The following is a 23,296-nucleotide window of genomic DNA, read 5'->3' as shown; positions in this document are numbered from 1 at the left end:
TGCAGCTTTGATATTCGGGAGCATTGGGTTGAAACACTTTTTCATTGTCACTGTAAGTTTAGCGTGCGCTTACTTTTTTACCGGATATTTTAGTAATTTACTATTAGCGATAGATGGCTACGCAGTGGCTGTGTGGCCGCCTTCGGGAATTGCACTTGCTGGCTTTTTAATTTGGGGCAGAAAGAGCTTACTAGGTATTGTTTTAGGGGCTTTTTTTACTAACCTCATTCATTTAGAAAGCGCCTCAGCGATATTTCAGTTAAGTGTATTTATGCATGCTGCGGCTGTTACCTTTGCTGCTACTTTACAAGCATGGGTAGGTAGCCAATTGGTCACTAAAGTGATTAAAGCACCACTCGACTTATCTTCTTTAAAGCACTGTATTCAAAGCCTCGTTGTTGCCGGCCCATTGTGCTGTGTTATAGCTGCAGGGGTAGGCACCAGCTTATTAATTTTTAATGGCGTTATTGTGTCTCAAGCCGGTTGGGATACGTTTATAGCGTGGTGGATAGGCGACAGTATTGGAGTGCTTGTTTTTACTCCGCTTATGCTAGCGGCATTTAACTATTCACAGGTAAATTATCGCCTACAAGTTATACTGCCCTCACTGTTAATTTATATGGTTATAAGTATTAGCTTTTATGGCGCGGCCAGTGTAAAAAAAGAAAAAAACATTCAAAAAGAAGAGCTGAAAATATTAGCCACTCAAGATGCTATCAACAATAAAATTAACGAAATAACAGCACACCTCGCCTTACTGGCGACTTTTTTTTCTAGTAGTGACGATGTGAGCTTTACTGAATTTAAGCAGTTTACTTCTAAGCAGCTTAGTTACAGCGAAGAAATTTTAGCATTTGAGTGGGTGCCCTACTTACCAAGTGAAAACCTAGCTCAGTATATAGAGGCTAATAACAACACAGAGCTGGCTAAATATAGCTTAAAAGAAAGAGCAAAAGATGGCAGTTGGCAGGCCGCACCCCCACGAGATTTTTACTACCCCGTACAATACGCACATCCTTTGTCGGGAAATGAAGACGTAATTGGCTTTGATCTTGCCTCAAATGAGGTAAGGCGATCTGCATTAATAAAAGCAAAAGTGTTAAATGAGCTGGTGATCAGTGAGCCAATAAATTTAGTACAAAACGAAGCTGAGCGCGGCGTGTTGTTTTTTCATCCGGTGTTTGGCAACAATATTACCGAAGACGATTTTAAAGGTTTTGTGGTAGCCGTTGTAAGTTTAGAAAGACTATCAAACGCGGTGTTATTTGATCAAAACAACGGCGTTGCAGTGAGCTTTACAGACACCACAACAGAGAATAATGCACAGCCTATTTTTATTGCCGATCATCAACAACTATTGCCGTTAAAAGACTATAAGTTATTGGTAGGTAAGCGGGTGTGGCAGGTGGAGCTGCATCAGCCAATGCAACGAGAGTCATGGTTAGTTTACTGGCTTGCACAAATAGCCGGCATGTTATTTGTTTGGCTGCTTATTACCTTTTTAATATCGGTAACGGGTACCAACATTCGTATACGTGAGCAGGTAGCAAAACAAACTAAAATTTTACGTTTAGAAAAGCAAAAGGCCGATGAAGCCAATGAAATAAAAAGCCAATTTTTAGCAAATATGAGCCACGAAGTTCGCACGCCTATTAATGGTATTAAAGGGCTGCATTATTTAGCCCTACAGCAAAACGATTGGCAGCAAGCTCGCAGCTATATTGAGCAAGCAGATGGGGCTCTGGGCGTATTGCTAAGAGTATTAAATGATGTGCTTGATTTTTCTAAAATGGAAGCAGGCAAACTTGATTTAATTCAAGAGCCAATTGATGTAGGCACACTCAGTGAAGAAGTGGCTAATTTACTGCAGTTTGATATAGAAGCAAAGTCGCTAGAATTTATGCTTGATTACGATAAATCAAGTAACTTGGTTATCAACACCGACCCAATACGCTTAAAACAAGTTTTGCTAAACCTAATCAATAATGCCATTAAGTTTACGGCTAAAGGCAGCATCACACTCAAAGTGTGGCAATCTAAAAAAATGACTTACTTTAGCGTTAACGATACCGGTATTGGTATTAGTAAAGAGGCGCAAAAACAGCTCTTTAAACCGTTTGCACAAGCAGATAGCTCTACCTCGCGTCAATATGGCGGCACGGGCTTGGGTTTAAGTATATGCAAAAAGCTTGTAGAGTTGATGGGTGGAGAAATTGATTTAATAAGCCACGAAGGGCACGGTTCTACGTTTACCTTTAGCCTGCCAATTTATTCGCCGCTACCAAAGGCTGAGCAAATAAAGCAACAATATGATGAGATAGATGTTAGTACGCTTTCTTTTGCAGATTATAAATTATTGCTTGTTGAAGATAACCCATTAAATCAGCACGTCGCGAGCGCTATTTTAAAAACCAAAGGGTGCGTTGCTGATATTGCTAATGATGGTTTTGAGGCGATTGAAAAGCTGACAGAGCATACCTACGACATTGTGCTTATGGATATACAAATGCCAAAAATGGATGGCCTTGAAGCCACGCGAGTTATTCGTAATGAACTTGGTTTGTTTGACCTACCTATTATTGGCTTATCTGCTAATGCCCACGATGACGATGTTAAAAAAGCAGTTGCCAGCGGTATGGATAATTATATTACTAAACCCATTGAAGCAAATACCTTATTTAAAACACTCTGGCATCACTTAGCTCATCAAAATAAGTGAACAAAAACCTAATTTTGTTCACTTTTTGAGTAAAAAGCAGACATATGACCGCTAATATTTACTTTAACTGCTCTACACTTGAAAAATAACTGTACCTGCGTATCATGCGCGCAATTTTAACCTAACCGAGTCGCTATTATGATAAATAAAAAATTACCTCTGCTAGATATTCATCGTCATTTAGATGGCAATGTACGTGCGCAAACCATACTAGAGCTTGGTCGACAGTTTAATATTACGCTACCTGCTGATAACGTAGAGGCGCTTATCCCTCATGTGCAAGTTATTGATCCTGAGCCTGATTTAATGGCGTTTTTGCAAAAGCTCGACTGGGGTGTAACGGTACTGGGCGATTACGACGCCTGTAGACGCATTGCCGTTGAAAACATAGAAGACGCTCAAGCGCAGGGACTTGATTATGTAGAGCTTCGCTTTAGCCCGTATTATATGGCACAAAGCCAAGGCTTACACCCGCAAGGGGTGGTTGAGGCCGTGGTTGATGGTATTAAATCGGCTACTCAAGGCGCAAATATTAAAGCAAACTTAATTGGTATTATGTCGCGTACTTACGGTGTTAAAACCTGCCAGCAGGAGCTTGACGCATTACTTGCCTTTAAAAATGATTTAGTGGCGATTGATTTAGCCGGAGATGAAATTGGTTTTCCGGGAGAGCTTTTTGTCGAACAATTTAAGCAAGTAAGAGACGCTTACCTGGCCGCTACCATCCATGCCGGTGAAGCGCTGGGCGCAGCGAGTATTTGGCAAGCCATTAATGAATTAGGTGCAAGCCGTATAGGTCATGGGGTAAAAGCAATTGAAGACCCTAAACTAATGGACTACCTGCGCGATAACCGCATTGGTATTGAGTCGTGCTTAACCAGTAATATTCAAACCAGTACCGTAAACGATTTAGCTAAACACCCCCTTAAACAGTTTTTAGATCACGGTATTTTAGCGTGTATTAATACCGACGATCCGGCTGTAGAGGGCATTGAAATTGAGCATGAATATTTAGTGGCTGCGCCAAAGGCGGGTTTAACACAAGCCGATATGCATAAGGCACAAGCTAATGCCTTAGAGATTGCATTTTTAAGCGACAGCGATAAAAACGCATTAACTGCGCTTGCTGCAGCACGTTAAACACGCTTAATACAAAAAATGCCGCTTATTAGCGGCATTTTTTATGTTAGCTTACTTTTGTTTGGCAGCTCACGTAATTATCAAACAGTGCTTTTAATACATCGCTTCGGCCAATCAGCCCTATCACGGTATCACCCTCAACAACGGGGTAGTTTTTTGGCTTTCCTGTTTTCATTTGCTCTGCAAGCTCGATAATGTTGGTATCGGCATTAACGGTTACAACTTCGGTTTGCATAAGCTGCGAAACTTTTACAACGCCATCGCAAAAATAGCTGCTTCGCATTAATGGTTTTAACAGCTCTTGCTCAGATATAAAACCAACCAGCGATTTATTGTCATCAAATACTGGTGCACCTAATAAGTTAAACTTTTGCAGCTCACTAATGGCGGTGGTCATTTCGGTATTTGGGGTAATGTGTGGCAACTTACGTTGCATAAAATCTTTTACTTTTGTATTTAACATTTGGGTCTCTCCCGCTGATGTTCTATACAAAGTATGGTTTATAGATAGGAATTTAGGAAATTGTTTATACTGATTAAAGCAATAGGTTATACCAATTAATAGCCTAAATTTGATAGAAATAACAAAGGCGCCATGGGGCGCCTTTGTATTATAAATAAAAATTTATTTTATAAACGCGAATGCATCGGCGTACATGTTTTCGCGAACAGCGCCGTGAGCAATAAAGTCATCACGGACAATGCCAATCATGTCAAAGCGACCAGCCATATAAATGTCGTAAGGTTCTAACGACACAATATCTTGCATGACTGCTTTGTGTACAAACCCGGTGTGGCCTTGCCAATTAGCAGATGGGTTTTCTACAACAGGAATAAATTTAAAGTGCTCGTTACTCTCTGCCCATGCTTGCATTTCGCTGTGAGCATACAATGCAGACTCTTCTTTAACACCCCAGTAAAATAATACCGGGCGGTCGCAGTTAATTTCAGCTAAGTGATCAGCCATTGATTTTGCATAAGAAAAACCAGTGCCGCCAGCCAATAAAATAATAGGGCGCTCGCATTGTAGACGTAGTTGCGATACACCAAGGCCAGCTTCTATATCTACCGGTGTATTATTTTGATGCGCATTACGCAAATGCTCAAGCGATTGCATTGCGTATGAATCGGCTTTAGAGGCGCCAATATGAAGCTCTATTTCATCACATTGCGATGGACGACTTGCAATCGAAAATGCGCGCTTGTCTTTTTCGCCAAGTATAAGTTGCATGTATTGGCCAGCTTCAAACGTAACAGGTTGTTGAGGCTTTAAAATTACTTTATGAACAAATTCTGTAAGTGGGCTGATGGCAACAACTTCAGCTTTTAATGTTTGCATTTTTTACCTTTTAGCAGCGTTTACGCAGATATGCAGTTAAGTGGAGCAATATTAACATATCTGCGGGGTTATTTTATAGCCTGTTTATATTCACTAAGCGTGCTTAAAGTATATCGAGGCTTTGCCAAATTTCGTCAACACGATCTTTTGTCGCTTTATCCATGACAATTGGCTCGCCCCATTCGCGGTCGGTTTCACCTGGCCACTTATTTGTTGCATCCATGCCCATTTTTGAGCCAAGCCCAGATACCGGCGATGCAAAATCGAGGTAATCTATTGGCGTGTTTTCAATTAATGTGGTGTCGCGTGCAGGGTCCATACGGGTAGTGATGGCCCAAATAACATCGTTCCAGTCACGGGCATTTACATCATCATCGCAAACAATAACAAACTTAGTGTACATAAACTGACGTAAAAACGACCATACGCCCATCATGACGCGCTTAGCATGGCCTGGGTATTGTTTTTTCATGGTTACCACGGCCATACGGTAAGAGCAGCCTTCGGGTGGCAAGTAAAAGTCGACGATTTCTGGAAACTGCTTTTGCAATATAGGCACAAACACTTCGTTTAATGCCACACCTAAAATAGCTGGCTCATCAGGTGGACGGCCGGTAAATGTACTGTGGTAAATTGGGTTTTTACGGTGTGTTAAATGGGTCACTGTCATCACAGGAAAATCATCAACTTCATTGTAATAACCAGTATGGTCGCCATATGGCCCCTCGGGAGCCATTTCGCCAGGCATAATGTAGCCTTCAAGTACTATTTCGGCACTGGCAGGGACCTGTAAGTCATTTGAAATTGACTTAACCACTTCGGTTTTACTACCGCGCAGTAACCCAGCAAAGGCATATTCGCTTAACGTGTCTGGCACAGGTGTAACCGCACCTAAAATAGTGGCAGGATCAGCTCCTAATGCAACCGAAACTGGGTACGGTTCGCCGGGGTTTTCTTTACACCATTCTTGAAAATCGAGTGCGCCACCGCGATGCGATAACCAACGCATAATTATTTTATTTTTACCTAATAGCTGCTGGCGGTAAATACCCAAATTTTGGCGCTTTTTATAAGGCCCTTTGGTAACAGTTAAACCCCAAGTAATAAGGGGGGCGGCATCTCCAGGCCAACAATGTTGTATAGGCAGCTTAGTTAAATCTACCTCGTCACCTTCTAGAATAACCTGTTGGCACGGTGCTTTTTTAACTTCTTTAGCCGGCATATTGAGTACTTGTTTAAATACCGGAATTTGCCCTAGTGCTTCTTTAATCCCTTTTGGTGGCTCCGGCTCTTTTAGAAAAGCGAGTAGCTTGCCAACTTCACGCAGCTCGCTTACATCTTCTTGGCCCATGCCCATAGCAACGCGTTTAGGTGTACCAAATAAGTTTGCAAGCACAGGCATACTGTGACCTTTTGGGTTTTCGAACAATAATGCGGGGCCTTTAGCACGTAATGTACGGTCGGCTATTTCGGTCATTTCAAGATACGGGTCGATTTCTTGAGTAATTCGTTTAAGTTCGCCTTTTTTTTCAAGCAAATCGATAAAATCACGTAAATCTTTATATTTCATGGTAGGCCGCTACTAAGCAAAAAGTGAAAGTATTATACCCAACTAAACAACAAATGCATGTGCAGTTGTTTAGCGTAAAAACAGGCTATTTATTACGATGAGAAAAAAGAAAAAGTTTAAATCGCGAACGACAAAATTATAAGGCGTCGGCTTGTTGAAGTTGGCAGTGGTATTTATTACCTGAAACAATCAACATCGCTTCATCGGCTTTAGACCAAAATAGCACTCGCTCATTAATATACTTTACCCCTGATGCGCTCGGCTCTTTATTAAGCGTATATGTTTGCTCATTTAAAGTAAGTGTTGCCCCCGCTCCTTGGTGGGCTAATTCTACTACGCGCTCGTTGCATAAGTAGTGGGTACTTTTAGACTCATTACTACAGGCTGATAAAACCAGCATGCTTGTAAAAATAACCACCAATGCTTTCATTTATATCCCCTAAGTAAGTTTGCCATTGATAAAAATCAGTGCGTTTAATCAGCATAACAAAGCAAAATTAACCGTTGGTGAAAATTACGGATTACGCTATGTTGATAGCATTATTTTTTAGCTAGGAAGCAACATGGCAGGCATTAACCTTTTAACATTACTTGATGATATAACCACCTTACTTGATGACATTGCTACAATGAGTAAAGTCGCCACTAAAAAAACAGCCGGTGTACTTGGTGACGACTTAGCACTTAATGCTCAGCAAGTTACAGGGGTTACAGCCGATCGTGAGTTACCTGTGGTTTGGGCTGTGGCAAAGGGCTCATTTTTAAATAAAGCCATTTTGGTGCCTGGTGCATTGCTCATAAGTGTATGGCTGCCTTGGTTAATAACCCCGCTGCTAATAATCGGTGGCTTATTTTTATGTTTTGAAGGCGCTGAGAAAGTATTTGCACGGTTTTTACCTCACCCCGAAAAAGAGGCTGATGAGTCGCAGCAATTAGACCCAGCTGAGTATGAAAAGCAAAAAGTAAAAGGAGCCATACGCACCGACTTTATTCTATCAGCCGAAATTATAGTGATCACCTTAGGAACGGTTGCAGGTGCCACACTTGTAAATCAGGCGCTTGTACTGTGTGTTATAGCCGTATTAATGACTATAGGTGTATACGGCCTTGTAGCCGGTATTGTAAAGCTTGATGACGCGGGGTTGTATTTGCTTAATCAATCAAAGGTGTCGGCTAATAAATTTAAAGAGATGCTTGGTAAGGGGTTATTAGCTGCAGCGCCAAGGCTTATGCAATTTTTAGCCTTTGCCGGCACAGTAGCCATGTTTTTAGTCGGTGGCGGCATTTTATCCCACGGTATTGAGCTACTACATCATTGGCAATTAGAAGTAATAACCATAGGTAAGTCGTTATTAAATGGCACCGGCGAAACATTAGCCCCCCTTATATTTGACGGATTACTAGGAGTAGTAGCAGGGCTATGCATTGTTATTCTGCATTTAGCTTATACAAAAATATTTAATAAATAACTGCTGTGTGAATTTTTAGGCTGCGCTTTGTTTTATATTTTCATCAAAGCGTAGCTTAATCATTATTTTAAATACAGCCTTAGATTATTTACATTGGCTGTTTTCACAAAGCTGTTCTAGCTCATATTTCGCTTTGCTATTACCTTGCGCTATTGCCTGCTCATACCAATGTTTTGCTGTTTGTACATTTTGAGTCACGCCTTGTCCATCTCGGTACATTTGCGCAAGATTGAGCTGCCCCCATTGCGAGCCGGCATTTGCGGCTAGAGTAAAACTCTCAAGCGCATCGCTATACTGTCCGTTTTTAAAATACGTAATGCCCTGTTGGTTATTTTTGTCGAGCTTTAAGCCTTTATATAGCGGTTTTGGTTTTGGCGGAAACATTACAAAACCACCATATAAACTGTTTGCTGAGGGGCGCAGTACGTCGTAAATCACCCCGTCGTTGTAAAGTCTTTTTACTTCGCTACGAGGCAAAGTAATTTTGTCATCTGAGAAGTAACCTCTTTGTACTAATAAGCTGGTACGCATTGCAGTAGTAATGCCTTTGTTGCGTTTATAGCTGTAGTTACTTACTTGAAACGTTATAAACTGCTCGTCAAAACTTAAAACTTGCGCAACTTTTAAGTTGGTGAGTGTCCAGGGCTCATGAGTAAATTTATCAGCGTGTACTAAATACGTATCGTAGGCTTTAGGGTTAGTTAAGTAGCTTTGCTTTTGCGCTTGCGCTGCAGCGTGTTGTTGGTAAAAAAATAGCCCCACCCATAACGCTAAAAATACCCCTATAAAGTATTTAGGTAGAGTGAAAATTTCAAACGTCGGTAACTGCTTTAATTTTACAGGCGCATTATGGCCGCATTGATAGCATTCGTATTTATAGTTTAGTGCTAAAGGTAGAACAGGAATAACCGTAAAGCGTAAAAAACGACTTTGGTTTATTAGATGATAGGCGCGGCTATGGCAGTTAGGGCAGCACTGTATTTGTGCAAAATGAGGAAACGACTGACTCGTATTGAAAAGCAACATGCCCGCACACTCCTTGTTTTATTTAATTTATATAAAGGTAAAACAAGGAGTGCGTTTATCAAAGCGACAAACTGTAAGTAAGTATGTCAGTTATTAGTTAGCCTGCGCTTTCGGTTGAATTGTTGTTTTGGCATCTGCTGCCATTAACGCAAATACAGCATACGCAGCGGTATTTTGGCGCAGTTTAGCAGGCGTTACTTTATCGAGTGTGTCATCAGCTGTGTGATGGTAATCAAAGTAGTCAGTGCCATCTTGGGCCAACTCAAATATAGGTGCCGACACCGCTTTTTTTAATGGGATTAAATCCGGCCCGCCGTTAGCCTGGTTTTTACCAATGTACTCAATATTTAATGGAGCCAACTCTTTTGCTATGGCACGGACTACTGGCAGAGAAGCCGCATTAACATTTGACTCAAAACCATATACTACATCGGCGCCAAAGTCCGACTCAGCAGCTGCAACTATATTGTGTAAGTCACTTTTGTGTTGTGCAAAGTAAGCTTTTGCACCCCAAAGTCCAAGCTCTTCTGCTGCAAACAGTACAACACGAATACTACGTTTAGGGCGTTTAACATCGCTAATGTGTTTAGCCGCAGCCATTGTTAACGCAACACCTGCGCCATCATCTAATGCGCCAGTGCCTAAATCCCACGAGTCTAGGTGGCCACCAATTAACACATATTGTTCTGGGTTTTCGGTGCCATTAAATTGGCCTATAACGTTATAGCTTGTGCCTTCTCCTAGGCTTTGTGTTTGTACATTTATATTAACCGTTACCTTTTTGTTTAAGGCCACTAAGCGCGCTATTTGATCCGCATCCGGGTTGGCAATAGTTACGTTAGGTATTTTTTTAACCCCTTCTTTATAGTAACTACCACCAGTGTGAGCAAAGCGATGGTGAGCTGTGCTCACTGAGCGCATCATGTAAGCAACCGCGCCTTTTTTTGCAGCTTCAATTGCGCCTGTGGCACGTGCTTTTACTGCGGGGCCGTATCCGTTGCCGTCTATGTCGCGGTTCATGCGGTAATTAATATAGGCAATTTTACCTTCTAAGCTATTTGCTGGTGCTGCAATTAGCTCATCCAATGTTTCAAACAACACAACCGGTGCATTAATGCCATCATCAGGTGTGCTTACACTATTACCCAGCGCAGTTAAATGCAGAGGTTGCTCACTTGGGGTGAGTATTTTACCGCTTTCGCTATAACGGCGCCATTTTGGAAATGTTGCTTCTTCAAGCCATACTTTATCAAAACCAAGTTCGTTAAATTTTGCTTTAGCCCATGCTACTGCTTTTTTATCGTTTTCAGTGCCGGGTAAACGAGGGCCAACTTCTGTTGTGAGTGACTCGAGTAGCTCGTAGCTTAAATGGCTTTTAAGTGCAGCAGTGCGCACCTCATCAACCTGTTGTAATTGCGTTGTGGTGAATTCTGCATTGTTTGCGCTAACGCTGAGGCTGCTAGTCATTAGTAGCGCTGTAATAATTTTTTTCATATAGAGTAAGCCTTTTTATAATTAAGTGTATTAGAGCACTTTTTAAAGGCTTTAAAAAATAGATGAGATGAATGCAGTGGTGTTTTTAATAGGCAGTAAAAAGCCCGCACAATTATTATTGTGCGGGCTTTATAAGTATAAGTTTTATAACTTAAAAGCTAAATTGAGCTGCTAGGCGTACATTTGTGCCTTCGCCCACGGTAACGTTGTTTAAGCCACCGCCGCCTAAGTAGTTTTCGTCTAATAGGTTTTCAATGTTTAAACGAAGGTTTACATCGGTTTTGCTTACTTTAAGTTTGTAAGTTGCACCTACATCTACTCGTGTGTAAGCATCTTTTACTACTGTGTTTGCACTATCGGCAAAGCGCTCACCTTCATAAAATGCACCGGCATTAAATGCAATGGTGTCGTTTAACTCATAGCGTGTCCAAAGTGATGCAGACCATTTAGGAGCATCAGTAGGGCGTTTACCTTGTAGGTCTTCGTCACGCTCAAAATTTGCATCTAAGTACATAGTTGATGCCATAACAAATAAGCGATCGGTAGCTGCACCTTGCGCGCTTAGCTCAAGCCCTTTATGGCGCTGCTCGCCTACTTGGTTTGTTTCAGAGGTAAATTCGCCGACTGGCACTTCAAGTGCTTCGGTTACTAAGGTGCCTTTTTTGCTAATATCAAATACAGCACCGCTTAACATTAGGCGGTCATCAAATAGTTGCCATTTAACACCAATCTCTTTTTGCTCAGAGGTAACAGCATCAAGCTTCATACCGTTGTTGATGTCAGTTTCGCTTACTAATGTATCGCTACCTTGTGGCTCAAAACCTTCTGAGTAGCTAGCATAAATAGTCGCAGAAGGGTTAGGGTGATAAAGCACACCTACTTTTGGTACGAACGACTCGTTATCTGCGCCTTCTCTATTTTGCTCATCGTAACGGCCACCTAATGATACTTGCCACTGTGGCGAGAAAGTAATTAAGTCTTGAACGTAAATACCGTAGTAGTCGTATTCAGTTTCGCTAATAGTATCATCTGATTTATAGCTCACTGTTGGGCGGCTTGGCTCGTTTTGGCCAGCGGCAAAATCAAAATACTCTGCTGATGTACGGCGTTGCCCGTAATAGTAATCTAGCGAGTTTGCACCAATTAAAAACTGATGTTGTAAACCACCGGTTTTAAATTCGCCAACAAAATCAATAAATGCGGTTTTAAACTGCCAATCGTCAAAACGGTCGTAAGGGCGTGACTCATAGCTATCGCCTTCTACAAATGTGCTTGGCTTACGAGGTGCAGACTCAAAACGCTGGCGCTCAAATGTTTGCTCGTTGTAACCAAGCTTAACTTGCCAGTGATCGTTTAAGTACACTTCAAAATCTACGCCTAAGTTTTCTACCGTTATGTCGGTAAACGCCCAAGACATATCGCGAATGGTTTTGTCATCGCCAATCACATTGGCGTTGTCATCTATCCAAGCACCTGTATCAAGGCCTGCTTCGTCGTCTGTGCGGTCGTAATGTACACGTACTAATGCGTTGTCGCTTAAATCGTAATCAACAATTACAGCACCTAAAAAACGGTCGCGTTCACGGTTTTCGCCGTTTTGGTATTCGCGCCAGTAATCAACATCTTGTTTTACTAAAATACCGCGTGCGCGTAAATCTTCAGCGTCGGTAAGTGCACCAGCTGCGTCTAGCATAAAGCGGGTAGAGCCGTGTTGGTCTACATCTGCGCTGGCGTTAAATAATGTGGTTGCCGTAGGCTTTTTTGTCACCATGTTTATCAAGCCACCTGGACCTGATTGTCCGTATAAAATACTTGATGGGCCTTTAATAACTTCTACTTGTTGTAGAATTTCAATCGGTTGCTGGTAGTGAGACCAATGTTGGTGTCCGTCACGTAAGTAGCCTGTTGAAGAGCTAAGCTCAAAGCCGCGTAAGTTAAATACTTCACGGTTACGTTGTTGAGAGCCGGCAGTTAAACTTGCATCGTTAGTAAGTACTTCGCCAAGGGTCGTTGCTAATTGCTCGCTAATGATTGTATCGCTAATAACAGTGACTGATTGCGCTGTTTCTAATAATGACGCTGATGTTCTCATTGCTCCGTTGGCGTTGTCGACTTTGTAGTCGTTGAAATAGCTGCCTTTAACTTCAATTCGCTCTAAGTCAGTAGGGGCGGCAAAGGCGCTTGTGCTAATGGCACCAACAAGTGCTACGTACAGTGAGTTTAGTTTCATCAATTACATCCAGTGTTAGGGTGTTAAAATTTTTCGAGGATCTTAATGAAAACTAGTATCATTTGCAACTTTTTTATTAACAAGGATTAACGCATCGTAAAATAATGCACATCGGGTATTAATGGTTGCCTAACCTGAATTCTGCTATTATAGAGCCATATTTTGGGGCTAAGCCCTGTGTTGTTTTTATTATTTTGGAATTTATTGTGACTTCTACTGCATTTTCATCTTTGGCTTTACCTGCTGGTTTAGTTGATAATTTATCAACACTTGGCTACTCGCAAATGACGCCTGTACAAGCGCAAAGCCTGCCACCTGTACTTGAAGGTAAAGACATTATTGCACAGGCAAAAACCGGTTCAGGTAAAACTGCTGCTTTTAGTTTAGGTGTGTTAGCTAAATTAAATGTAAAACGTTTTCGTATTCAATCGCTTGTACTTTGTCCAACGCGCGAACTGGCCGAGCAAGTGGCAGTAGAAATGCGTAAACTTGCCCGCGGTATTCACAATATTAAAATTTTAACCTTGTGTGGTGGTGTATCAATTGGCCCACAAATAGGCTCGCTTGAGCATGGCGCGCACATTATTGTGGGTACACCTGGGCGAGTGGACGATCATATTCGTAAAGGTACACTGCGTTTAGACGATGTTGAAACGTTAGTACTTGATGAAGCAGATCAAATGCTTGATATGGGCTTTCAAGATACCCTTGATGCAATTATTGAGCGCATACCGCAAAATCGTCAAACGTTGTTATTTAGTGCAACATTTCCGCGTGCAATTGAAGCTATTGCAAAGCGCGTATTAAAAAATCCAGAGATGATAAAAGTAGAAGAAGAGCAAGAAAAAAGCACAATAAAGCAATACTTTTACAAAATGGACAACAACAAACAGCGTTACTCAACACTTAAATTATTACTGCTTAAATTTACACCGCAAAGCTGTGTTGTTTTTTGTAATACCAAGGTAGAAACACAACAAGTTTGTGATGATTTAGCAAGTGAAGGCTTTAGCGCAGTGGCGTTGCACGGTGATTTAGAGCAGCGTGATCGCGAGCGTACGTTAATTCATTTTGCTAATAAGAGCGCCTCAATATTAGTTGCTACCGATGTTGCCGCGCGTGGCTTAGATATTGACGACATGGATATGGTAATAAATTACCACTTAGCACACGACCCACAAACCCATGTGCACCGTGTAGGGCGTACAGGCCGAGCGGGTAAAAAAGGCATTGCGTGCTCTATTTACGGTGAGGCTGAGCAGTTTAAAGTGGCGCAAATAGGCGACCATTACGAACAAGACTTTTTGCCAGAGCCAATGCCAGCTTTTAGTTTATTAGAAAAGCCGCCTTACAAGCCTGAAATGGTTACCCTAATGATCGACTCGGGCAAAAAGCAAAAAGTGCGCGCTGGTGATATTTTAGGTGCACTTACTGGCAAAGATGGTGTTGCAGGACGCCAAGTAGGTAAAATAAATGTACTTGATAACGTTGCCTTTGTAGCCGTTGAGCGCAATGCATCAAAACCTGCGCTTCGTAAATTAACCGAGGGCAATATTAAAGGGCGTAAAATTCGTGCCCGTCGCCTTACCCGTTAATTACCTGTTTTGAGCAGCTAGCTTTAGCTGCTCATACTCGGCTCTTATTTGTCTAAATTTACATGCACTCCCAGTTTGCTTATCGGGATGATGTTTTAATGCCAATTGCCGCCAGCGCTTTTGTAGCATAGCCAGGCTAAAGTTTGGCGGTAGTTGCCAAGCCTTAAGTAATGGCTCAATATGCCCAACTGGTTGCTTTATTAGTGGGTTAAATTGCTGCCAAAAACTATCTAATAATGCCTCTATGTCTTTGGCACTGGTGTCGTAGTTTTCCCAGTTTAAATAGTAACTTTTTAAATGGGATTGCGTTGCTATATTGCTACTTGGCTCTGTAAGTTCAATATGTAATGACGATATAATTAAGTGCTTGGGTAATAGCTGTGTTTGCAGCTCAAATAAAGCATTCATAATTAAAAAATTCTTTTTAAATAAATTTTGCTCAGGGTTTGCATCTAAAGGTGGTAACACCCCTTGTTGAGCGAGCGTTGCAGCTAAGGTATGAACTTTCCAAACACGCTGAGTTAAAAGTAGCTCAAAAATCTCATCAATCAGGGGGTTAAGCATTGTTTGCACTCGTTTTGTTGTGTATCTTCAATAAAGATTACACTGACTAAAGCTAAAGTTTGAAGGAATAATATTATGCAAGGCAAATTGAAGTGCCTTTTATTTGTTTTATGTTGTGTGTTCATACTGCCAAGCTTTGCTCAAAATAGTGTATCTTTATTTGATGAATTTAAAAAAGAGCAGCAGTGGGACGTAAAACTTACGCTCGGTAATGCGCTGCTTGAAGCAAAAAATATCACAGAATCCCAGAAGGTCAGTGTGTATTCTGAACTTGCCGATTTAGCCTTCTCCTCAGATGATTTTGAAAATGCCCTGCTGTATTTTAAAAAATTAGAACAGCACACTTCCTTAAACTACCTACCAGATATGCACTTTAGAGCCATTAAAATGCAAGGCGTTGTGTTTTATTTTCAGGGATATTTTCAGCAAGCTATTGTTGAATATAGCCGCGCCATGGTGATTGTTGAAAAAAACAATAAGCAAGTAGAGCTTGCAAACCTGCTAAGTAATATTGGTTTAGCGTACTTCGAAATGAATAATATGGAGCTAACGCTCGAATATTATTTAAAAGCAAAAGAGATTTATGAGAAAAAGGGCAGTGCTCAAGACCAAGCTGATATTTTGCTAAATATAGCAGGGGTGTACATAAGGTTATCGCGTTACGAAAGCGCCATTTTATTTTATAAAGAAGTACTTAAAGTTTATCAAAAATTAGCTGATACCAGCGGCATAGCGCAAGTTAACAATAATTTAGGGGTTGCTTACTACGAAAGTTCGCAATTTGATTTAGCGCTGCATTATTACCAAATGGCACTACGCTATTATATTTCTACCAATGATTATAATAAGTTATCTACCCAATATACTAATTTAGCAAACATCAATTTAATTCTTAATAACGTGGATGTTGCTTACGAGCAAGCTAAATTGGGGGTACAAAATGCCCTTAAAATTGCTAATCACAGTTTAGAGCTTAACGCCTTACATGCATTGGCTAAAATACAATTTGTGAGAGGCGAGCTTGCTGATTCGCAAAAAAGCTTAGATAAAGCAACCGATTTGGCCACACAATATAATAGTGTGCGTATAAAGCGCGATGCTTTTGGTACACGCTCGCTCCTAGAGGCAAGCAAAGGCAACTACGCTGAGGCATTAACTCTGCACGAAAAGTTTGTAGCAGAGCAGCGCGGTATAAATAGCGAAACAATTACCAGCGCCTTAGCTGTATTACAAAATCAATTTAAAGCTACTCAGTTAAATCAAGAAATTCAAAAGCTGAAGCAAGAACGAAAAGTACAAAAGTTAAAAATGAGCCAACGTTCGCAGCTTACGGTTTTTATTTTTGTTTTATTATTTTTAGTAATTGTAACGGGCACCGCACTTTATCGTCGAGGCGCCGAAAAGCGTGCCAAGCAGTTATTAAAAGAACAAGTCGCGCAGCGTACAGCAGAGCTACAAGCTATTGCCCAAGAGCTACGAGAAGCAAATGATGTTAAAAGCCAGTTTTTGGCAAATATTAGCCATGAAATTAGAACCCCGCTCACCGCTATTTTAGGCCAAACAGATGATTTAATTAATGGTTTGTACGAGCCTGAAAACCTACAAGACGAATTAAAAATAATTCAACGACATAGCGATCACTTAAAAAGTTTAATTAATGACGTACTCGATTTAAGTAAAATAGAAGCAAACAGATTAGAGCTTAATATTTCGTGCTTTGACATAGTGCAGCTAGTTAGCGATGTACATGCCATGTTTATTACGCAGGCTAAGGCAAAGCATTTACAAATCCGTTTTGATAATCATGTAGGCAATGCGTTTTATACCAAGCTTGATTTAATGCGGGTGAAACAAATACTCATTAATTTATGTGCTAATGCCGTTAAGTTTACACAGGCGGGGCAGGTAGTTGTGTCTTTAAACAAAACCGAGCAAGGGCTTGTTTTTATAGTTAAAGACACCGGTATTGGCATGAATTCATCACAGCTAAAACAAATATTTGAATGCTTTAGCCAAGCCGATAACAGTATTAGCCGCCGCTTTGGTGGCACCGGATTAGGACTTAGTTTGTCTCAACAGCTAGCCTCTATGATGGGTGGCTACATTAGCGTACAAAGTGAGTTTAAACGCGGAAGTCAGTTTTCGCTGTTTTTACCCTGTGTAGAGGTCGAAAAAGAGCTAGATGAGTACGAACATGTAAGCGCCGCTGAACAGGTTAAGCAGTTAACCGGGCGCGTAGTACTGGCTGAGGATCATCCCGACAATCGCAGACTCATAAGTCGTTATTTACGTTCTATGGGGCTTGAAGTTATTGCGGTAGAAAATGGCGAGCAAGCGGTTGAGAAGTGCCTACAAATATACCCAGATTTAGTGCTGCTTGATATACAAATGCCTATTATGGACGGGCGTGCTGCGTTTTCGTTGTTGCAACAGTGCGGCTTTCAAGCGCCTATTTTTGCTTTAACGGCCAATGCAATGAGCCATGAAGTTGATGATTATCTTGCCCTAGGGTTTACAGGGTATTTAGGTAAGCCATTAGATAAAAACGCATTTTATAACACCCTTGCCCAGCATTTAGGTGAAGCAAAACAAGAGGCAGCCTATACAGCTAAGATAGACATGAGCGACTTAGTAACAAGTTTTAAGCAAAGCTTCACGTTTGAAAGCGAAACCATAAGTCAGCACCATAATAGTAATGACCTAGAGGCACTACAAAAAGACAGCCATCGTATTTTAGGCGCTGCGCAAATGTTTGCGTTAGACGATATTGCCAAAGCCGCTAAAAATCTCGATATGGCTTTACTCAATAAACAAAGCCAAAGTAAAGAACACATTCAAAAGCTTGTAGATGAATTACAGCGTGTACTTAAAAAATATAACGAGAGTTAATTATACCAATCGTGTTAGGTTATTAGACATTTATAGCGACAGATAAATAGAGTGGTAATAAGGCATAAGTTTTGACACCTAGCTGTTCTACATAAGAAATTTATAACGCCATTAACGCTTTATTTAGTATGCTAGAAAGGCTAAATATCTAAGCCGATTGGTATTAGTCGCTTCAACATAAAAAAAGCGCCCTAGGCGCTTTTTTTATATAACGAAACGCGCTTATTGGCGTTTCATTGAATCGAAGAATTCATCGTTCGTTTTGCTCATAGAAAGCTTATCAATTAAGAATTCCATTGCATCAATCTCTGACATTTCATGAACAATCTTACGTAAAATCCACAGCTTTTGTAGCTCATCTGGCTTAGTAAGTAGTTCTTCACGACGCGTACCAGAGCGGTTAAAGTCGATGGCAGGGAATACACGCTTTTCAGCAATCTTACGATTTAAGTGTAGTTCCATGTTACCGGTACCTTTAAACTCTTCGTAGATAACTTCATCCATTTTAGAGCCCGTGTCGATAAGAGCTGTAGCTATAATCGTTAAGCTACCGCCTTCTTCAACATTACGTGCAGCACCAAAGAAGCGCTTAGGCTTGTGCAGTGCGTTAGCATCAACACCACCGGTAAGTACTTTACCTGATGAAGGAATAACGGTGTTGTAAGCACGCGCTAAACGGGTGATTGAATCAAGCAAGATAACCACATCTTTTTTGTGCTCAACTAAACGTTTTGCTTTTTCAATAACCATTTCTGCAACTTGTACGTGGCGAGAAGCTGGCTCATCAAACGTTGATGCAATAACTTCACCTTTAACGAGGCGTTGCATCTCGGTTACTTCCTCCGGACGCTCATCAATAAGTAAAACCATTAATGTAACATCTGGGTGATTGTGAGTAATTGATTGTGCAATGTTTTGCAGTAGCATTGTTTTACCCGCTTTAGGCGGTGCTACTAACAAACCACGTTGGCCACGGCCAATTGGAGATGCTAAATCAAGTACACGAGCGGTAATGTCTTCTTTACTGCCATTACCGCGTTCCATACGAAAACGTTCGTTTGCATGTAGTGGGGTAAGGTTTTCAAAAAGAATTTTAGTGCGAGAGTTTTCAGGTTTATCGAAGTTAACTTCATTTACTTTTAATAAAGCAAAGTAGCGTTCGCCATCTTTAGGTGGACGAATAAGCCCTGAAATAGAATCGCCAGTACGCATGCTGAAACGGCGAATTTGGCTTGGAGATACATAAATATCATCTGGGCCAGCTAAGTAAGATGCTTCTGATGATCTTAAAAAACCAAAACCATCTTGTAAAATCTCTAGTACACCGCCACCGAAGATGTTCTCTCCGCCTTTGGCGTGTGCTTTAAGAATGGCAAAAATGATATCTTGCTTTCTTAAGCGGGCTACGTTTTCGAGCCCCATGGACTCAGCTAAGTTTACAAGTTCTTTTATAGACTTGTCTTTTAATTCGCGTAAATGCATATTGGTGGGTTCTTTATTACAATTGTCATACTCAAAATCGCTTTGATAGTTGAGTGAGGTTTGTTGAATATAACTAAGGATTAGTTGGCTTTATAAACTAGCAGTTCACTGGCATAGCGTCCAGTCTTTATACAAAATAAACACAAAAAAAGGGCAAAAACGCCCTTTTTTTTAATTTTTACTTAGATATTGTTTTCTAAGAACTCAATAAGTTGAGTTTTAGAAAGCGCACCAACTTTCGTTGCAGCTACTTGGCCGTCTTTAAAAAGAAGCAGAGTAGGAATACCACGAATACCAAATTTAGGCGGTGTACCCGCGTTTTGGTCGATGTTTAATTTAGCAACTGTTACACGGCTTTCGTATTCATCAGCTACTTCATTAAGGATAGGGGCGATCATTTTACAAGGTCCGCACCACTCAGCCCAAAAATCTACTAGTACAGGCTTGTCTGATTGTAATACGTCAGCTTCAAAGCTATCGTCAGTAATTTGGATTATTTTCTCGCTCATTGCGCTCTCCGATTTAGTTAGGCGAAATATTTAGTGCGTATTTAAACACTCTTGTTTCTTATTGCAAGTTTAAACGTTATGCTTAAACGCTATGACTAAGACACATTTGACCGATAAAAAGTTTTCAGACTTTGCTATCGCACCGGAAGTGGTTGCCGGTTTAACCGAAAGTGGGTTTGAATATTGCACACCCATTCAAGCAAAATGCCTACCTTTTATTTGTGACGGACGCGATATCGCGGGCCAAGCACAAACAGGTACGGGCAAAACGTTGGCGTTTTTAACTGCCACGTGCCATCGGTTATTACAATCTAGCAAAGCACCTAGTAAACATCCAAGAGCCCTGATCATGGCCCCGACTCGGGAGCTTGCGATTCAGATACACAAAGATGCTAAAATTTTAGCGCCGCACTGTAATCTTAACTTAGGTTTAGTATATGGTGGCGAAGATTACGAAAAACAACGTGCACAATTAGAAAAAGGCGTTGATATTTTAATTGGTACTACAGGTCGCCTAATCGATTTGTACAAGCAAGGCTGTTACACCCTTAATGAAATTGAGGTAGTTGTGCTTGATGAAGCCGATCGTATGTTCGATTTAGGCTTTATAAAAGACATTCGTTACATGTTCCGCCGTATGCCAGATACAGCAGATAGATTAAATCTATTATTTTCTGCCACGCTTTCTTATCGCGTGCAAGAACTTGCCTTTGAACATATGACCAACCCTGAGCACGTTCAAATCGAGCCAGACGTTAAAACAGGTAAGCGAATTAAAGAAGAGCTATTTCATCCTTCTCAAGAAGATAAAATTAAGCTGCTATTAACTTTAATTGAGGAAGAATGGCCAGAGAAAGCCATTGTGTTTGCCAATACGAAGCACAGCTGTGAAACAGTGTATGCTTGGTTAAAAGCCGATGGCCACCGAGTAGGTATGCTCACTGGCGATGTAAACCAGAAAAAACGCCAATCTATATTAGCGCAATTCACCAAAGGCGAATTAGACTTTTTAGTGGCAACCGATGTGGCAGCACGTGGGCTACATATCCCTGAGGTAAGTCATGTATTTAACTTTGACCTGCCAGATGATTGTGAAGATTACGTTCACCGTATAGGCCGTACAGGTCGTGCGGGCGCATCAGGTCATGCAATTAGCTTTGCATGTGAGCAGTACGCTTATAACCTGCATGAAATAGAAGAGTATATAGAGCACAGCATTCCTTTATCACATTATGATAAAACCGCATTGCTAGATGATTTAACAAAGCCTACTATTCAAAGAAAGCGCAACTATTCTACAGGCCCACGTAATCGTAGTAATAATAACGGACGTCGCCCAAATAATAGTTACCAAAAAGGACGGTCGTAACTCGGCCGTTACTGTACGTAGTAGTAACTAGAGGTTTTTGAACGGTGGGGCAATTTAAACCGCAAAAAAATGTGTATGCAGTCATTGATTTAGGCTCAAATAGCTTTCATATGCTAATTGCTAAATCAATTGCTGGCGGCCTACAAACTATAGGCCGCGTTAAACGCAAAGTAAGATTAGCCGCAGGGCTTGATAAAGATAACGTATTAAGCACTGAGGCAATGCAGCGAGGCTGGGAGTGCCTTGCACTTTTTGCTGAGCGCCTACAAGACATTCCAAAACAAAATATCACCATAGTAGCAACGGCCACTTTACGTCTTGCGACGAATGCCGATGTTTTCAAAGAACAAGCCGAAAAAATCTTAGGCCATACTATTAATGTAATAAGTGGTGAGCTCGAAGCACGCACTATTTATAAAGGCGTAGCACACACTTCATCATGCACTGGCAAGCAGCTAGTTATTGATATTGGTGGTGCAAGTACCGAAGTCGTTATAGGTAAGGGTTTTGAGGCACTGCACTATAAAAGCTTAAATATGGGGTGTGTTACTTATTTAGAACGCTATTTTAAAGATTGCCAATTAAGTGAAGCAAACTTTAACGCTGCCATCAAAGCTGCCCACGAAGTTATTGATGAAATTGCCCCTGAGTATAAACAAGCAGGTTGGCAAATTGCATCGGGTGCTTCTGGCACAGTGCAAGCCATTCAAGAAATAATGGTTGCGCAACACTTAGATGAACTACTCACCCTAGAAAAGCTAAATAAAATAAAAGAGCAATCAATAACGTTTAGCACTATCGCTGCACTAGACTTACCTGGTCTAAGCGAAGAGCGCAGATTAGTTTTTGTATCTGGCCTAGCTATCTTAATTGCGTTATTTGAATCGCTTGAAATTGAAAAAATGGGATTAGCTGGCGGTGCACTTCGCGAAGGTGTGCTTTACAGTATGGTGCCCGAGCTTCATAACAACGACATTCGTAAACGCACCGTTGATGGGTTTATGGACCGTTACCATGTTGATCAAAAGCAAGCTAATCGTGTATCGAGCTTAGTTATTCAACTGGCAGAACAAGTAGGTGAAAGCTGGCCGCTTGTTAGTGAAAATGCGTTGCCGCTTTTAAAAGCCGCAGCACAACTACACGAAATTGGTTTATTAATAGAGTACAAGCAATATCACAAGCACACAGCCTACATTATAGAAAACACCGATATGCCAGGTTTTTCACAATCTGAACATAAAGTGATTGCAGCTGTTGCTAATGCACATCGCTCCGATATTCAAAAAGGCAGCTTCGACGCTCTAGGTGCACATAGTACACTTACCCAATACTTAGTTAGGTTATTAAGAATTGCCGTAATATTATCGATGCGCCGACAAGACGACGTACTTCCTAAAATAGAGTTATCTGTAGAAAAAGACACCTTAGACTTAAAGTTTGCCAATAACTGGTTAAAAGAACACCCTCTTATGGCTAGTGAGCTACAGCAAGAGTCTAAATTGCAAAGTAAACTCGGTTGGAAACTCATCGTAAACTAATATAAAAGGCCCGTAAGGGCCTTTTTAGTGTTTAAAGTAACCACTTTGCTTCAATTTCACGCGAACAGTCATTTATTTCAAGTTTTCTTCAAAAAAGGGTTGATCTGTTTTCGGATCTCCCTATAATGCGACCCCACTGAGACGGGGAACGCCAACGCATAGCGAGGCAAGAGCTGCTCACAGAGTTAAGTAAAACTTTGGCTTTAAATCTTCTAAAAAGAAAGTTTAAAATTAAGTGTTGACTCGAGAAATAAAGGGTGTATTATACGCATCCCTAGCGACAACGTCGCAACGTTCTTTAACAATATAAAGCAATCATCTGTGTGGGCACTCGTACAGATTGAGTTCTAACAGCCAAGCTAC

General features: G+C 41.0%; 17 protein-coding genes. 7 read left to right on the top strand and 10 right to left on the bottom strand.

From position 1 onward, the window contains the following. Positions 1–28 precede the first annotated feature (28 nt). Entirely contained in the window at positions 29–2,719 is a 2,691-nt protein-coding gene (locus tag MTF68_RS17975; protein ID WP_248463225.1) for a CHASE domain-containing protein, read from the top strand. 138 nt (positions 2,720–2,857) lie between these two features. Next, entirely contained in the window at positions 2,858–3,859 is a 1,002-nt protein-coding gene (gene add / locus MTF68_RS17970; RefSeq protein WP_055019972.1) for an adenosine deaminase, read from the top strand. A 46-nt stretch (positions 3,860–3,905) separates the two neighbouring features. On the opposite strand, the gene MTF68_RS17965 is transcribed toward add, so the two are convergent. From MTF68_RS17965 to MTF68_RS17950, 4 genes are all read right to left on the bottom strand, one after another. Then, positions 3,906–4,322: a CBS domain-containing protein gene (locus MTF68_RS17965; protein WP_004588969.1), complete on the bottom strand. Its 417-nt coding sequence runs from the start codon at positions 4,320–4,322 to the stop codon at positions 3,906–3,908. Between the two features lie 162 nt (positions 4,323–4,484). Beyond that, positions 4,485–5,198, bottom strand: coding sequence for an NAD(P)H-flavin reductase (gene fre / locus MTF68_RS17960; protein ID WP_248463224.1), 714 nt, complete (start codon positions 5,196–5,198; stop codon positions 4,485–4,487). Positions 5,199–5,301: 103 nt separating this feature from the next. Then, a complete protein-coding gene (gene ubiD, locus MTF68_RS17955; RefSeq protein WP_248463223.1) occupies positions 5,302–6,768 on the bottom strand; it encodes a 4-hydroxy-3-polyprenylbenzoate decarboxylase in 1,467 nt (488 codons plus the stop codon). A gap of 136 nt (positions 6,769–6,904) precedes the next feature. After that, positions 6,905–7,198 (bottom strand): MliC family protein, encoded by a 294-nt coding sequence (locus tag MTF68_RS17950; RefSeq protein WP_024032060.1) that lies wholly within the window; start codon positions 7,196–7,198, stop codon positions 6,905–6,907. A gap of 133 nt (positions 7,199–7,331) precedes the next feature. On the opposite strand from MTF68_RS17950, the gene MTF68_RS17945 reads away from it, so the two are divergent. Further along, positions 7,332–8,237: a DUF808 domain-containing protein gene (locus tag MTF68_RS17945; RefSeq protein ID WP_248463222.1), complete on the top strand. Its 906-nt coding sequence runs from the start codon at positions 7,332–7,334 to the stop codon at positions 8,235–8,237. 84 nt (positions 8,238–8,321) lie between these two features. Here the strand turns inward: MTF68_RS17945 and MTF68_RS17940 are convergent, their stop codons facing one another. The 3 genes from MTF68_RS17940 to MTF68_RS17930 form a co-directional block, all read right to left on the bottom strand. Next, positions 8,322–9,263, bottom strand: coding sequence for a tetratricopeptide repeat protein (locus MTF68_RS17940; protein WP_248463221.1), 942 nt, complete (start codon positions 9,261–9,263; stop codon positions 8,322–8,324). A 93-nt stretch (positions 9,264–9,356) separates the two neighbouring features. Next, the gene (locus MTF68_RS17935) at positions 9,357–10,757 is read right to left on the bottom strand and encodes a M20/M25/M40 family metallo-hydrolase (protein ID WP_248463220.1); all 1,401 of its coding nucleotides are present in this window, start codon (positions 10,755–10,757) and stop codon (positions 9,357–9,359) included. Positions 10,758–10,908: 151 nt separating this feature from the next. After that, entirely contained in the window at positions 10,909–12,987 is a 2,079-nt protein-coding gene (locus tag MTF68_RS17930) for a TonB-dependent receptor (protein ID WP_248463218.1), read from the bottom strand. 206 nt (positions 12,988–13,193) lie between these two features. Here MTF68_RS17930 and dbpA point away from each other — a divergent pair, with 206 nt between their 5' ends. After that, positions 13,194–14,582 (top strand): ATP-dependent RNA helicase DbpA, encoded by a 1,389-nt coding sequence (dbpA, locus tag MTF68_RS17925; RefSeq protein WP_248463216.1) that lies wholly within the window; start codon positions 13,194–13,196, stop codon positions 14,580–14,582. Here dbpA and MTF68_RS17920 read toward each other — a convergent pair whose 3' ends face one another. After that, positions 14,583–15,146 (bottom strand): DNA-J related domain-containing protein, encoded by a 564-nt coding sequence (locus tag MTF68_RS17920; RefSeq protein WP_029773735.1) that lies wholly within the window; start codon positions 15,144–15,146, stop codon positions 14,583–14,585. It lies immediately after the preceding gene. A gap of 75 nt (positions 15,147–15,221) precedes the next feature. Here MTF68_RS17920 and MTF68_RS17915 point away from each other — a divergent pair, with 75 nt between their 5' ends. Continuing rightward, on the top strand, positions 15,222–18,035 hold the full coding sequence (locus MTF68_RS17915) for a tetratricopeptide repeat protein (RefSeq protein ID WP_064384577.1): 2,814 nt from the start codon (positions 15,222–15,224) through the stop codon (positions 18,033–18,035). 222 nt (positions 18,036–18,257) lie between these two features. On the opposite strand, the gene rho is transcribed toward MTF68_RS17915, so the two are convergent. Further along, positions 18,258–19,517, bottom strand: a complete 1,260-nt coding sequence (gene rho / locus MTF68_RS17910; RefSeq protein ID WP_004588958.1) for a transcription termination factor Rho — start codon at positions 19,515–19,517, stop codon at positions 18,258–18,260. 182 nt (positions 19,518–19,699) lie between these two features. Continuing rightward, positions 19,700–20,026: a thioredoxin TrxA gene (gene trxA / locus MTF68_RS17905; RefSeq protein WP_004588957.1), complete on the bottom strand. Its 327-nt coding sequence runs from the start codon at positions 20,024–20,026 to the stop codon at positions 19,700–19,702. A gap of 91 nt (positions 20,027–20,117) precedes the next feature. Between trxA and rhlB the strand changes: the two genes are divergently transcribed. Then, positions 20,118–21,395, top strand: a complete 1,278-nt coding sequence (rhlB, locus tag MTF68_RS17900; RefSeq protein ID WP_024032051.1) for an ATP-dependent RNA helicase RhlB — start codon at positions 20,118–20,120, stop codon at positions 21,393–21,395. A 44-nt stretch (positions 21,396–21,439) separates the two neighbouring features. Further along, positions 21,440–22,933 (top strand): guanosine-5'-triphosphate,3'-diphosphate diphosphatase, encoded by a 1,494-nt coding sequence (gppA, locus tag MTF68_RS17895; RefSeq protein WP_248463215.1) that lies wholly within the window; start codon positions 21,440–21,442, stop codon positions 22,931–22,933. Positions 22,934–23,296: the final 363 nt, after the last annotated feature.

This window comes from Pseudoalteromonas sp. 2CM37A (genome assembly GCF_023161885.1).
Lineage (GTDB): Bacteria > Pseudomonadota > Gammaproteobacteria > Enterobacterales > Alteromonadaceae > Pseudoalteromonas > Pseudoalteromonas atlantica.
The sequence above is the reverse complement of the archived record's forward strand: the minus strand, read 5'-3'. Positions and strand labels throughout refer to the sequence as shown.

Excerpts from the sequence above, each read along its gene's own strand:
- add (WP_055019972.1), top strand. The coding sequence starts at position 2,858 with ATGATAAATAAAAAATTACCTCTGCTAGATATTCATCGTCATTTAGAT.
- MTF68_RS17920 (WP_029773735.1), bottom strand. The coding sequence starts at position 15,146 with ATGCTTAACCCCCTGATTGATGAGATTTTTGAGCTACTTTTAACTCAG.
- MTF68_RS17940 (WP_248463221.1), bottom strand. The coding sequence starts at position 9,263 with ATGTTGCTTTTCAATACGAGTCAGTCGTTTCCTCATTTTGCACAAATA.
- MTF68_RS17915 (WP_064384577.1), top strand. The coding sequence starts at position 15,222 with ATGCAAGGCAAATTGAAGTGCCTTTTATTTGTTTTATGTTGTGTGTTC.
- MTF68_RS17935 (WP_248463220.1), bottom strand. The coding sequence starts at position 10,757 with ATGAAAAAAATTATTACAGCGCTACTAATGACTAGCAGCCTCAGCGTT.
- MTF68_RS17950 (WP_024032060.1), bottom strand. The coding sequence starts at position 7,198 with ATGAAAGCATTGGTGGTTATTTTTACAAGCATGCTGGTTTTATCAGCC.
- MTF68_RS17965 (WP_004588969.1), bottom strand. The coding sequence starts at position 4,322 with ATGTTAAATACAAAAGTAAAAGATTTTATGCAACGTAAGTTGCCACAC.
- rhlB (WP_024032051.1), top strand. The coding sequence starts at position 20,118 with ATGACTAAGACACATTTGACCGATAAAAAGTTTTCAGACTTTGCTATC.
- ubiD (WP_248463223.1), bottom strand. The coding sequence starts at position 6,768 with ATGAAATATAAAGATTTACGTGATTTTATCGATTTGCTTGAAAAAAAA.
- MTF68_RS17930 (WP_248463218.1), bottom strand. The coding sequence starts at position 12,987 with ATGAAACTAAACTCACTGTACGTAGCACTTGTTGGTGCCATTAGCACA.
- trxA (WP_004588957.1), bottom strand. The coding sequence starts at position 20,026 with ATGAGCGAGAAAATAATCCAAATTACTGACGATAGCTTTGAAGCTGAC.
- MTF68_RS17945 (WP_248463222.1), top strand. The coding sequence starts at position 7,332 with ATGGCAGGCATTAACCTTTTAACATTACTTGATGATATAACCACCTTA.
- rho (WP_004588958.1), bottom strand. The coding sequence starts at position 19,517 with ATGCATTTACGCGAATTAAAAGACAAGTCTATAAAAGAACTTGTAAAC.
- fre (WP_248463224.1), bottom strand. The coding sequence starts at position 5,198 with ATGCAAACATTAAAAGCTGAAGTTGTTGCCATCAGCCCACTTACAGAA.